Origin of the sequence: Streptomyces corynorhini (assembly GCF_003346515.1) — a bacterium.
Classification (GTDB): Bacteria; Actinomycetota; Actinomycetes; order Streptomycetales; family Streptomycetaceae; genus Streptomyces; species Streptomyces corynorhini.
Map to the genome: position 1 here is coordinate 1 of NZ_QQNA01000365.1, position 11,449 is coordinate 11,449.

Consider the following 11,449-nt stretch of genomic DNA (forward strand, 5'->3'; position numbering starts at 1 on the left):
GCCCAACGAGCATCCAAGCCGACGGTCACACCGATAGTGACTTCTGTTAGGACCTCTAAGCGGGCGCTGCCCGGGGAGGGCGCCCGCGAGGGGCCCGGAGGCCGACAGGGCCCGGGGGCGGGGGCTCCGGGCGTTAACCTTGTGTCTCCTGGCCCACCCCTCGATTGCCAAGACTGGATGAACGACGATGCATCGGTACAGGTCCCACACCTGCGGCGAACTCCGCGCCTCTGACGTCGGCGCCGACGTCCGGCTGAGCGGCTGGCTGCACAATCGCCGAGACCTGGGCGGCATCCTCTTCATCGATCTGCGCGACCACTACGGTCTGGTGCAGCTCGTCGCCCGTCCCGGCACCGCCGCGAACGAGGAGCTGTCCAAGCTCACCAAGGAGACCGTCGTCCGTATCGACGGCAAGGTCTCCGCGCGCGGTGCGGAGAACGTCAACCCGGAGCTGCCGACCGGTGAGATCGAGATCGAGGTCTCCGAGGTCGAGATCCTGGGCGCGGCGGGCCCGCTGCCGTTCACGATCAACGCCGAGGACGGCGTCAACGAGGAGCGGCGCCTGGAGTACCGCTTCCTCGACCTGCGCCGCGAGCGCATGCACCGCAACATCATGCTGCGTACGGCCGTCATCTCGGCCATCCGGCACAAGATGACCGCGCTCGGCTTCAACGAGATGGCCACCCCGATCCTCACCGCGACCTCCCCCGAGGGCGCCCGTGACTTCGTGGTCCCGTCCCGGCTGAACCCCGGCAAGTTCTACGCGCTGCCGCAGGCGCCGCAGCAGTTCAAGCAGCTGCTGATGATCTCGGGCTTCGACCGCTACTTCCAGATCGCGCCGTGCTTCCGCGACGAGGACGCCCGCGCGGACCGCTCGCCCGGCGAGTTCTACCAGCTCGACGTCGAGATGAGCTTCGTCGAGCAGGAGGACGTCTTCCGGCCGATCGAGAAGCTGATGACCGAGCTGTTCGAGGAGTTCGGCGGCGGGCGTCACGTCACCTCCCCGTTCCCGCGCATCCCGTTCCGGGAGTCGATGCTGAAGTACGGCAACGACAAGCCCGACCTGCGGGCCAAGCTGGAGCTGGTCGACATCTCGGACGTCTTCGCGGACTCCGGCTTCAAGGCGTTCGCGGGCAAGCACGTGCGCGCCCTGCCGGTGCCGGACACCGCCGGGCAGTCGCGCAAGTTCTTCGACGGGCTCGGGGACTACGCCGTCGAGCAGGGCGCCAAGGGCCTGGCCTGGGTGCGGGTCGGTGACGACGGCGCGCTGAGCGGCCCGATCGCCAAGTTCCTCACCGAGGAGGACGTGAAGGTCCTCACCGAGCGGCTCTCGCTCGTCCCCGGCCACGCCATCTTCTTCGGCGCGGGCGAGTTCGACGAGGTCTCCAAGATCATGGGCGCGGTGCGGGTCGAGGCCGCCAAGCGCGCCGGGCACTTCGAGGAGGGCGTGTTCCGGTTCTGCTGGATCGTCGACTTCCCGATGTACGAGAAGGACGAGGAGACCGGGAAGATCGACTTCTCGCACAACCCGTTCTCCATGCCCCAGGGCGGTCTGGACGACCTGGAGACGAAGGACCCGCTGGACATCCTCGCGTGGCAGTACGACATCGTCTGCAACGGCATCGAGCTGTCGTCCGGCGCGATCCGCAACCACGAGCCCGAGCTGATGCTGAAGGCGTTCGAGATCGCGGGTTACGACCGCGAGACCGTCGAGCACGAGTTCGCGGGCATGCTGCGCGCCTTCCGGCTCGGCGCCCCGCCGCACGGCGGCATCGCCCCGGGCGTGGACCGCATCGTGATGCTGCTGGCCGACGAGCCGAACATCCGCGAGACGATCGCCTTCCCGCTCAACGGCAACGCGCAGGACCTGATGATGGGCGCGCCGACGGAGCTGGACGAGACGCGGCTGCGGGAGCTGAACATCGCGCTGCGCAAGCCGGTGGCGAAGAGCGGCGAGAAGGCCGCGGAGAAGCCGGCCGAGAAGTAGCCGAACGGCGAGTACGACGAAGGCCGAGGGGCCCGGGACCTTTACGTAAAGGCTTACGTAAAGGTCAGCGGGCCCCTCGGCCTTCGTGCGCGGCCCGGCGGAGTAAGGTGAGAAACGCCCGGTATGCACGGCAATGTCCCCTCCGGGCGGATCCCGCTGGGAGCTGGTAGCCATGGGCGCACTGCTGATCGTGCTTCTGATCGTCCTGATCGTCTTCGGGCTCGGCTTCGTGCTGCATGCCCTCTGGTGGATCGCGGTCGTGCTCTTCGTGCTCTGGCTGCTCGGCTTCCTGATCCGGCGGCCGTCCTCCGGTTCAGGACCGGGGTCCGGAGCCGGTACCGGACGGGGTCGCTGGTACCGCTGGTAGCCGTCCTGGCGTGCCCTGCTCGCACACGCCCTCGCGCACGTCGTTGCGTACGTCCTTGCGTACGTCCTACTTGCGCAGCAGCAGCGTGACGCCCGCCACCACCAGGCCGAGGGCCACCGCCGTCGCGCCGTAGGCGAGGCGGTGCGCCCTGACCCACGGCAGGAAGCGGTCCACGGCGATACGGCCGGGGCCGGTGAGGGCGAGGGCGGCGGCGCCGGCCGTGAGGAGCAGCTCGTACTCGATGCCGGCCGGGGCGAAGAAGTGTCCGGTGCCCTTCACGGCGATGGCGTTCACCATCGTGCCGACCACGGCCGCGCCCGCCAGCGGGGTGAGCAGGCCGATCGCCAGGCCCAGGCCGCCGAGGGTCTCGCTCAGCCCGGCCACGACGGCCAGCGCCTTGCCCGACGGGTAGCCGCTCATGGTGAAGAACGCGCCCGTGCCGTCGATCCCGCCGCCGCCGAACCAGCCGAACAGCTTCTGGCTGCCGTGCGCGGCCATGGTCAGGCCGAGGACGACACGGAGCAGCAGCAGGCCGACGTCATAGGCGTACGGCGTGGCGGCGTGGGGTGCGGCGGGGGCGCCGAAGCCGGTGGGGCCGGTGGGGAGTGTGCTGGCACTGGTGCGCGAGGGGGATGACATGGCGGCGTTCTCTCCTGAGGTGAGGGGGGTGAAGGACGCTGTACTTGAAAGTTACAGCAAATCCCTGTGAGGCGGCCTGCCGGGCCGCTCGCCGTTCCCCTTTCCGGTCCTCGCCAGCCCCTTGGTGCGCCCCTCACCAGGCGCTTTGCCAGGTCCTTTGCCGGGCCGTCGGATATTTTCCGCGTCGCGGGCAACCCGATCCGTGTCCCATCGCGTTCCACAGGCGTGGCAGATCGAACAGAATGGCGAGGACAGGACCATGGATCCGGGCGACGCCGACTTCGAGGCATTCGTCGCCGCCCGGGGGGCGCGGCTGCTGCGGGTGGCGTGGCTGCTGACGGGCGACGCGCATCTGGCCGAGGACCTGCTCCAGAGCACCCTCGCGAAGGTGTGGCCGAAGTGGTCGCGCATATCGGGGGACCGGCCCGAGGCGTACGTCCGCAAGGCGCTCGTGCATCTGCACGCCTCCTGGTGGCGGCGGCGCTGGCGCGGGGAACTGTCGTACGCCGATGTCCCGGACGCGGCCGGGGCGGTGGACGCGTACGCGCACGTGGATCTGGAGCAGTCGCTGGCGGCGGCCGTCCGGGCGCTGCCGGTGCGGCAGCGGGCCGTGGTCGTGCTGCGGTACTTCGAGGACCTGAGCGTGCAGGACACGGCGGCGGCGCTCGGCTGCTCCCCCGGCACGGTCAAGAGCCAGTCCTCCAGGGCGCTGCGCTCGCTGCGGGCCCTGCTGCCCGAGCGGGTGGACGGCGGTGACCGCTGTGGGTGAGCCGCGACCGGGCTCCGACCGGCCGGGTGGGCGGGCGCTCGACCCGGACCGGCAGGACCGGCAGGACCGGCAGGACCAGCAGGACCAGCAGAGCCAGCAGGAACAGCAGGAACTAGAACTGCGGGTTCTGCTGGAGCGGGCCGTCCCCCGGCTGCCCGACCCCGAGGGCCGCTTGGCGGGGGTGCGGGAACGCGTCGTACTGGCCCGGCGCAGGCGGCGTACGGCCGGGGCCGCCGCCGCCACCGTGACCGCGCTCGTCCTGGCCGGGGTGCTCCTCCCCGGGGTCCTGCGCGGCGGCTCCGGGCCGGTACTGCCCGCCGCCCCCGTCCCCTCCGTCAGCCACCACGACGACGACGGAGGCCGCGACGACGGGGACGGCCGCGACGGCCGCGGCGCCACGCCGGAACCGTCCCGGAGCGACGGGCAGGACGAGCGCGTCCGCTTCCCCCAGCTCGGCGGATTGAGCCTGCGGCTGCTCCCGGGCTGGCGGGCGCAGAAGAGCCCCGAGGACGCGGTGTCCGGGCCGTACGCCCACGCCTTTCTCGCCAACCAGCCGCTCGCCGACCACCCCCCGGCCTGCGACACCAAGGAGCTGACGGAGTGCGGTCCGATCGTCTCGCTGCTGCCCGGCGGCGCTCTGGTCAGCATCGCGCCCGCCTCCGGGGACGCCCGGTCGATCGAACTCCAGGGGCTGTCCGAGTTGTCCCTCGCGGGCTCCCCCTCCTCCTTCTGCCGGAACATCGGCGGCACCAAGGAGTACGGCGCCCTGCTGGCCGGTCCCTCGAACCGGGCGGAGTTCACCGTCAGCCTCTGTCTCGGCGGCGACTCGCCGGTGGTCGTGGAGGACGTCCATACGATGATCGCCAGCGCAGACTTCGTGACAGGACCGGACGAACCACCCACAAACGGCTCCACCGCCACCGCCGCCACCGGCTCCGGCCCCACCCACTCCGGCCCCACCTTCAGTGCCACCCCTCCCCGGAACGCGAAATGAAAGGCCCGTCCATGTCTGTGTGCTCCGTCCGCACTGTCCGCAGAGGACCGCTGGCCGCCGTGCTGCTGACGGCCGGTCTGCTGCTCACCGGCTGCGGGGGCGTCGGGGACGACACCCGGACCGCCGACAAGGCGGGGTCAGCGCCGGGCGGCACGGCCGTGAGCGACAAGGACGCCGTCGGCGCCGAGTCCGGTAGCGGCGGCGGTTCGGGCGGCGGGGGCGGCTCCGGCATCCCGGGGATGGCGGGCGCGGGGGCGCGGGCCGTCGTACCGCAGGAGATCCCCGGCCTCGGCCGCAAGACCCGCGCCGAGATCTCCCCCGAGACCACCCAGGCCGTCGTGGTGACCGGCGCCGACCGGGACTCCAGTGACTCGTCCGTCCAGGTCTACGAGCGCGATCCGGTCGCCGGGTGGGCCCCCGTCACGGACCCCTGGCCCGCGCACAACGCCAAGAGCGGCTGGACCGACGACCACGACCAGGGTGACCTGCGTTCCCCCATCGGAGTGTTCACGCTCACCGACGCGGGCGGCCTGCTCGACGACCCGGGCACGAAGCTCACGTACGACCAGGGCCCCGCCTTCACGGCGTCCGGCCAGGGGGTCGACGGCGAACCCCTGGAAGGGGCCTTCGACTACGTCGTCGCCATCGACTACAACCGCGTGCCCGGCACCAGCCCGCTCGACTGGACCCGGCCGCTCGGTATGGAGAAGGGCGGCGGCATCTGGATGCACGTGGACCACGACGGCCCCACCCAGGCGTGCGTGTCGATCCACCGCGACCGGATGCGGGAGCTGCTGCTCCTGCTGGATCCGGAGAAGCGGCCGGTGGTGGTGATGGGGGACGCGGAGTCGCTGTCCCACTGACGCCGGTCCCCACGGGCCCCGGTCCCCACGGGCCCCGGTCCCCACGGGCCCCGGTTCCCGCCCTCCCCGGTCCCGCTCGTCCCGGCCTCGCTCACCCCGGTCCCGTGCCGGGCGCGACAGGTATCGGCCATCTCCGGTGGCTCACAGCCCTTACCTATGTGGCTGCCAGCTTGGCCCCCTAGCGTCCCGTCGCATGACAGACACCCAACTCCCCAAACACAAAAAAGACGTGACGCGCCGTCGGGTCATCGTCGCGGGCGGCGCGGCCGTCGCCGCCGCCGGTGTCGGAGCCATCGCCGTCACCACCGCGTCGGCCGGCGAGGAGACGGCCGCACAGCGCGCCGCCGCGGCGAAGGCGGGCGGCGCCAAGGCGACCGCGAAGGCCGCGGAGGAGTGCTACACCCTCACCTCGCAGACCACCGAGGGCCCGTACTACATCGACGCCGACAAGATCCGGAAGGACATCACCGAGGACAAGGAGGGCATCCCCTTCACCCTCCGCCTCAAGGTGATCGACTCCGAGAGCTGCGCGCCGCTCAGAGCCGCGGCCATCGACATCTGGCACTGCGACGCGACCGGCATCTACTCCGGTTACGAGGACGTGGGCTCCGGTGGCGGCGGCGGCCCCGGCGGCGGCACCCCGCCCACCGACGCTCCCACCGACGCGCCCACCGGCGAACCGACCGGCGAGCCCCCGACCGATGGCGGCGGTCCCGGTGGTGGCGGTGGTGGTGGCGGCCACGAGGAGCCCACCGACGACGAGCGCTACCTGCGCGGCACGCAGCTCACCGACAAGAAGGGCTTCGTCGAGTTCACGACCCTCTTCCCCGGCTGGTACCAGGGCCGCGCCGTGCACATCCACGTCAAGGTGCACGTCGACGGCGAGCTGACCGACAGCGGCTACGAAGGCGGCCACACCTGCCACACCGGCCAGTTCTTCTTCGAGGAGGCCGCCGTCCTCGACACCGAGAGCGTCGCACCGTACGCGACCAACACGGCGGTCCGTACGACCCTCACACAGGACACCATCTACGACCAGAGCGGTGTCACGGGCGGTCTGCTGAAGCTCACGTACAGGAAGAAGGGCGACGTGTCGCGCGGCGTCGTCGGCTCCCTCACCGTCGGCGTGGACCCGGACGAGACCCACGACGGTACGGACCTCTGACCAGACGGGAAAGGGGCCCGGGACGCGGGTTCACCCCGCTTCCCGGGCCCCGCGTCGCCGGGGGCGGCGCGCGTTACGCCGCGCTCTCCTCGCCGCCGAAGCGCTCCTTGTACGCGGCCAGGTCCTCGTCGGTGATCTTCGCGAAGAGCACCGGCGGAACCGTGAACGGCGTACCCGCCGGAACGGCGTCCAGCGCCTTCGCCTCCTCGGCCGTGACCCACGGCGCCGTGTCCCCGGCCGTGGTGAACGCCTCGCGCATGGCGCGGGCCGAGGCCGGGATGAACGGCTCGGAGACCACCGCGTAGAGGTGGATCAGGTTCATCGCCGTACGGAGGGTCAGCGCCGCGCCCTCCTCATTCGTCTTGATCTCCAGCCACGGAGCCTTCTCCTCCAGATACGAGTTGCCCGCCGACCACAGCGCGCGCAGCGCGGTGGCGGCCTTGCGGAACTGGAGCGCCTCCATGTGGCCCTCGTACTCCGCGAGCAGCTCCGCGATCTGCGCGCCCAGCCGCGTCTCGGCCTCGCCGGGCGCCCCGCCCGCCGGGACGTCGTCGCCGAAGCGCTTGCGCGAGAAGGACAGGACGCGGTTGACGAAGTTCCCGAGGGTGTCGGCGAGGTCCTTGTTGACCGTCGTCGTGAAGTGCTCCCAGGAGAACGACGTGTCGTCCGACTCGGGCGCGTTCGCGATCAGGAAGTAGCGCCAGTAGTCGGCGGGCAGCAGCTCCAGCGCGGCGTCGGTGAAGACGCCCCGCTTCTGCGACGTGGAGAACTTGCCGCCGTAGTAGTTCAGCCAGTTGAAGGCCTTGACGTAGTCGACCTTCTTCCACGGCTCGCGGGTGCCGAGCTGGGTGGCGGGGAACATCACCGTGTGGAACGGGACGTTGTCCTTGGCCATGAACTCGGTGTAGCGGACGGTGTCGTCGGCCTCGTACCACCACGACTTCCAGTCGCGGTGCGCCGGGTCCTGGTCCGCCCACTCCTTCGTCGCGCCGATGTACTCGACCGGGGCGTCGAACCACACGTAGAAGACCTTGCCCTCGGCCGCCAGCTCCGGCCAGGTGTCGGCCGGGACCGGCACGCCCCACTCCAGGTCACGGGTGATCGAGCGGTCGTGCAGGCCCTCGGTCAGCCACTTGCGGGCGATGGAGGAGGCGAGCTGCGGCCACTCCGCGCCGTTCGCGTCGATCCACTCCTCGACCTCGCCCGCCAGCTTCGACTGGAGCAGGAAGAGGTGCTTGGTCTCGCGGACCTCCAGCTCACCGCTGCCGCTGATCGCGGAGCGCGGCTCGATCAGGTCGGTCGGGTCCAGCACCCGCGTGCAGTTCTCGCACTGGTCGCCGCGCGCCTTGTCGTAGCCGCAGTGCGGGCAGGTGCCGACGATGTAGCGGTCCGGGAGGAAGCGGTCGTCGGCGATCGAGAAGACCTGCCGGATCGCCCGCTCCTCGATGAACCCGTTCTCCTGGAGCCTGCGCGCGAAGTGCTGCGTGATCTCGCGGTTCTGGGCGGAGGAGCTGCGGCCGAAGTAGTCGAAGGACAGCTCGAAGCCGTCGTAGACCGCCTTCTGGGCGTCGTGCTGCTCGGCGCAGAACGCGTCGACCGGGACACCGGCCTCCTTCGCGGCCAGCTCGGCCGGGGTGCCGTGCTCGTCGGTGGCGCAGATGTACAGCACCTCGTGACCGCGACGGCGCAGATACCGGGAGTACACGTCGGCCGGGAGCATGGACCCCACCATGTTGCCCAGGTGCTTGATCCCGTTGATGTACGGAAGGGCGCTGGTGATGAGGTGTCGAGCCATCGCAGGCTGCTCCCAAGTCGCTACACGGAGTGATGATTTGGTCGATGGAATGTCAATATCGTATCCGACCGATCTGTCACGGGTCGCCCGTTGCACTGGTGCGGGGGAGGACGGTGGGGCGTGGGATACCGGGTGGGGAAAGTGAGGAGAGCTTTCGGAAACAGCCATTGCGGTAGACATGCCCATCCCGGGAGGAGAAGGGCATCATGTACGAGGCTGGGCAGACGATGGGGCGCGGGACAGGGACCGGGACGGGAAACGGGACGGGGAACGGGACCGGGAACGGGACAGGGACGGGAAACGGGGCAGGAGCGAGTACGGGGAACGGGACCGGGACGGGGAACGGGACAGGGGCAGGGGACGACACCATGCGGGTACTGGTCGCCGAGGACGAGGAGGTCCTGGCGGAGCTGGTCGCCACCGGGCTGCGCAGAGCGGGCTTCGCCGTCGACACCGTGTACAGCGGTGACGCCGCCCTCGCCTACCTCGGACTGCACGACTACGACGTCGTCGTCCTCGACCGCGATCTGCCGCGCGTGCACGGCGACGACGTCGCCCGCAAGCTGGTCGCCGAGTCCTCCCGTACGCGCATCCTGATGCTCACCGCGTCCGCCTCCATGGAGGAGCGCGTCGAAGGGCTCGACCTCGGCGCCGACGACTACCTGGGCAAGCCCTTCGACTTCCCGGAGCTGGTCTCCCGGGTGCGCGCCCTGCGGCGGCGCAGCGCCCGGCCCGTACCGCCGCAGCTGGAGCGGCTCGGGGTGCGGCTCGACTCCGTACGGCGGCTGGCCTGGCGCGACGGCGTGGAGCTGGACCTGTCGCCCAAGGAGTTCTCCGTGCTCCAGATCCTGCTGGAGGCGGACGGCGCGCCCGTCTCGGCCGAGGAGCTGCTGGAACGCGCCTGGGACGCGCACGCCGACCCGTTCACCGGCGCCGTCCGGGTCTGCCTGAGCAAGCTCCGCGCCAAGCTCGGCGAGCCCGCCCTGATCCGCACCGTGCAGGGCGCCGGGTACGCGCTGTGAAGGGCACCGTGCTGAGCCTCGCGGGGCGCCGCTGCCAGGAGGGCGGGCGCCGGCTCGGGGCACGGTTCAGGAAGGGCGGGCTGCGCGGGATGGGGATGCTGCGCCGAGGGCTGCCGGACGCGGGCATACCGATGCGCGGGACCACCATCCGTACCCGCATCGCCCTCATCTACGGCGGCGTCTTCCTCGTGCTCGGCGGCGGTCTGCTCGCCATCGTCAACCTGCTCTCCGGCGCCGGTACGCAGAGCGAGGCCCAGCAGATCGCCGGGCGGGTGACCCCCGTCCAGGTGGCACCGGCGATGCCCCCCGGCTCCGTCAGCGGACTGATCACCGAGCAGCAGGTCGAGCCGATCACCGCCTACCAGCTCACCGACAGCGTCACCGACGTCGCCTCCAACGAGCTGCTGTTCTGGTCCCTCGTCTCGCTGCTCGTCATGACGGCGTGCGCGGTCGGGGTCGGCTGGTGGACCGCCGGGCGGGTGCTGCGCCCCGTGCACGCCATGACGGCGAAGGCGCGTCGGCTCTCCGAGCGCAACCTCCACGAACGGGTCGGCGCCTCTGGCCCCGACGACGAGCTGAAGGAGCTGGGCGACACGCTGGACGCGCTGCTGGCGCGGCTCCAGAAGGCGTTCGACAGCCAGCGCCGCTTCATCGCCAACGCCTCGCACGAGCTGCGCACCCCGCTGGCGACGCAGCGCACCGCGATCCAGGTCGGTCTGGACGACTTCGGCTCGCCGGAGGAGCTGGCCCGGACGAAGCAGACGCTCCTCGACAACAACCGGCGCAGCGAGCAGCTCATCGAGGGGCTGCTGGTGCTGGCGCGCAGCGAGCGCGATGTGGAGGACCTGGAGCTGGTCGACCTGGGCGAGGCGGTGGCGGAGGAGACGGCGCGCTGCCGCAGGGACGTCTCCCTGATGATGTCGCTGTCCGTGGCGCAGGCCGGGGTGGTCAGGGGGAACCGGCTGCTGCTCGGTCAGTTGGTGGGGAACCTGCTCGCCAACGCGGTGCGCTACAACGTGACGGACGGTACGGGGACGGTCCACGTCGCGGTCGACGGCTGCGTGGTCGTGGTGCGGAACACCGGACCCATGGTGGCGGAGGCGGACATCCCCGTGCTCTTCGAGCCGTTCAGGCGGGGCGAGGGGCGCGACCGGATGGGCCGGGGGGCCGGGCTCGGGCTCTCCATCGTCCTCTCGATCGCGGAGGCGCACGGCGGGACGGTCACGGCGGAGCCGGGCGGTCCGGGCGGCGGCCTCGCGGTGACCGTGACACTGCCGCCGGCCCGCGTCGAGAAGTGACGGGGCCGACGGCAGTGGGGTCGGCCGGTACGCGCGAGGCGCCCGGTCAGCCGACGGGCTGCCAGGTGGCGAGCAGCTCGCGGTAGAACGAGGCGTCCGGCACGTCCCGGGGCGCGGGGCCCACGTGGCAGAAGCCGACGTTCGCGGCGGACTCGTCGGTGGAGAGCCTGCGGGCGAAGTCGAAGTCCTTGGCGTCGTGTTCGCCGAAGGCGACGAACTGCCAGAACAGCGGCAGCCGGGCGGCCTCCGCCAACGCCTGCTTGGCGAGGCGCACGGCGCTGGGCGCGCCGTCCGTCTGGAAGATGACCAGCGCGGGCCCGGTGGCGCCGGACTTCTCGTGCAGCTCCACGACCTCTTCGACGGCGCGGTGGTAGTTCGTCCGGCCCATCCGGCCGAGGGAGCCGTTCAGTTCGCCGATCTTCCCCTCGTACGTGTCGAGGGCGAGTTCGCCGCCGCCGTCGATGTCGGTCGAGAAGAACACGACGGGCACGGTGCCGCTCTCGTCCAGGTGCGCGGCGAGCGCGAGGGCGCGCTCGCCGCGCACCTGGAC

11 protein-coding genes are annotated in these 11,449 nt (G+C 71.2%); 8 read left to right on the forward strand and 3 right to left on the reverse strand.

What is annotated here, in order from left to right; all coding sequences use genetic code 11:
* Nucleotides 1-187: 187 nt before the first annotated feature.
* Together aspS and DVH02_RS32450 are read left to right on the forward strand one after the other, a co-directional pair.
* Nucleotides 188-1,987, forward strand: a complete 1,800-nt coding sequence (aspS, locus tag DVH02_RS32445; protein WP_114627430.1) for an aspartate--tRNA ligase — start codon at nucleotides 188-190, stop codon at nucleotides 1,985-1,987.
* 172 nt (nucleotides 1,988-2,159) lie between these two features.
* Nucleotides 2,160-2,354 carry a hydrophobic protein gene (locus DVH02_RS32450; protein WP_199566497.1) on the forward strand — a complete coding sequence of 65 codons (195 nt, stop codon included), beginning with the start codon at nucleotides 2,160-2,162 and terminating at the stop codon, nucleotides 2,352-2,354.
* A 66-nt stretch (nucleotides 2,355-2,420) separates the two neighbouring features.
* Here the strand turns inward: DVH02_RS32450 and DVH02_RS32455 are convergent, their stop codons facing one another.
* Nucleotides 2,421-2,993: a DoxX family membrane protein gene (locus tag DVH02_RS32455; RefSeq protein ID WP_114627431.1), complete on the reverse strand. Its 573-nt coding sequence runs from the start codon at nucleotides 2,991-2,993 to the stop codon at nucleotides 2,421-2,423.
* A 259-nt stretch (nucleotides 2,994-3,252) separates the two neighbouring features.
* On the opposite strand from DVH02_RS32455, the gene DVH02_RS32460 reads away from it, so the two are divergent.
* From DVH02_RS32460 to DVH02_RS32475, 4 genes are all read left to right on the forward strand, one after another.
* The gene (locus DVH02_RS32460) at nucleotides 3,253-3,762 is read left to right on the forward strand and encodes a SigE family RNA polymerase sigma factor (RefSeq protein ID WP_114627432.1); all 510 of its coding nucleotides are present in this window, start codon (nucleotides 3,253-3,255) and stop codon (nucleotides 3,760-3,762) included.
* Nucleotides 3,746-4,756 (forward strand): hypothetical protein, encoded by a 1,011-nt coding sequence (locus DVH02_RS32465; RefSeq protein ID WP_147286183.1) that lies wholly within the window; start codon nucleotides 3,746-3,748, stop codon nucleotides 4,754-4,756. Before DVH02_RS32460 ends, DVH02_RS32465 begins: the two co-directional genes overlap by 17 nt.
* Before the next feature lie 11 nt (nucleotides 4,757-4,767).
* The gene (locus DVH02_RS32470; RefSeq protein ID WP_114627434.1) at nucleotides 4,768-5,619 is read left to right on the forward strand and encodes a hypothetical protein; all 852 of its coding nucleotides are present in this window, start codon (nucleotides 4,768-4,770) and stop codon (nucleotides 5,617-5,619) included.
* A gap of 193 nt (nucleotides 5,620-5,812) precedes the next feature.
* Complete coding sequence (locus DVH02_RS32475) at nucleotides 5,813-6,784, forward strand: intradiol ring-cleavage dioxygenase (protein ID WP_114627435.1); 972 nt, start codon at nucleotides 5,813-5,815, stop codon at nucleotides 6,782-6,784.
* A 73-nt stretch (nucleotides 6,785-6,857) separates the two neighbouring features.
* Here DVH02_RS32475 and metG read toward each other — a convergent pair whose 3' ends face one another.
* The gene (gene metG / locus DVH02_RS32480) at nucleotides 6,858-8,579 is read right to left on the reverse strand and encodes a methionine--tRNA ligase (protein ID WP_114627436.1); all 1,722 of its coding nucleotides are present in this window, start codon (nucleotides 8,577-8,579) and stop codon (nucleotides 6,858-6,860) included.
* Nucleotides 8,580-8,947: 368 nt separating this feature from the next.
* Between metG and DVH02_RS32490 the strand changes: the two genes are divergently transcribed.
* Both DVH02_RS32490 and DVH02_RS32495 read left to right on the forward strand, forming a co-directional pair.
* Nucleotides 8,948-9,601 carry a response regulator transcription factor gene (locus DVH02_RS32490; RefSeq protein WP_114627438.1) on the forward strand — a complete coding sequence of 218 codons (654 nt, stop codon included), beginning with the start codon at nucleotides 8,948-8,950 and terminating at the stop codon, nucleotides 9,599-9,601.
* An 89-nt stretch (nucleotides 9,602-9,690) separates the two neighbouring features.
* Nucleotides 9,691-10,899 carry a sensor histidine kinase gene (locus tag DVH02_RS32495; RefSeq protein ID WP_114627440.1) on the forward strand — a complete coding sequence of 403 codons (1,209 nt, stop codon included), beginning with the start codon at nucleotides 9,691-9,693 and terminating at the stop codon, nucleotides 10,897-10,899.
* A 46-nt stretch (nucleotides 10,900-10,945) separates the two neighbouring features.
* Here the strand turns inward: DVH02_RS32495 and DVH02_RS32500 are convergent.
* On the reverse strand, nucleotides 10,946-11,449 hold a 504-nt coding region (locus DVH02_RS32500; RefSeq protein WP_147286184.1), incomplete at its 5' end, for a VWA domain-containing protein.

Bases quoted from the DNA above. Each gene is read 5' to 3' on its own strand.
- DVH02_RS32495 (WP_114627440.1), top strand. From the start codon at position 9,691: ATGGGGATGCTGCGCCGAGGGCTGCCGGACGCGGGCATACCGATGCGC.
- metG (WP_114627436.1), bottom strand. From the start codon at position 8,579: ATGGCTCGACACCTCATCACCAGCGCCCTTCCGTACATCAACGGGATC.
- DVH02_RS32450 (WP_199566497.1), top strand. From the start codon at position 2,160: ATGGGCGCACTGCTGATCGTGCTTCTGATCGTCCTGATCGTCTTCGGG.
- DVH02_RS32455 (WP_114627431.1), bottom strand. From the start codon at position 2,993: ATGTCATCCCCCTCGCGCACCAGTGCCAGCACACTCCCCACCGGCCCC.
- DVH02_RS32470 (WP_114627434.1), top strand. From the start codon at position 4,768: ATGTCTGTGTGCTCCGTCCGCACTGTCCGCAGAGGACCGCTGGCCGCC.
- DVH02_RS32490 (WP_114627438.1), top strand. From the start codon at position 8,948: ATGCGGGTACTGGTCGCCGAGGACGAGGAGGTCCTGGCGGAGCTGGTC.
- DVH02_RS32475 (WP_114627435.1), top strand. From the start codon at position 5,813: ATGACAGACACCCAACTCCCCAAACACAAAAAAGACGTGACGCGCCGT.
- aspS (WP_114627430.1), top strand. From the start codon at position 188: ATGCATCGGTACAGGTCCCACACCTGCGGCGAACTCCGCGCCTCTGAC.
- DVH02_RS32460 (WP_114627432.1), top strand. From the start codon at position 3,253: ATGGATCCGGGCGACGCCGACTTCGAGGCATTCGTCGCCGCCCGGGGG.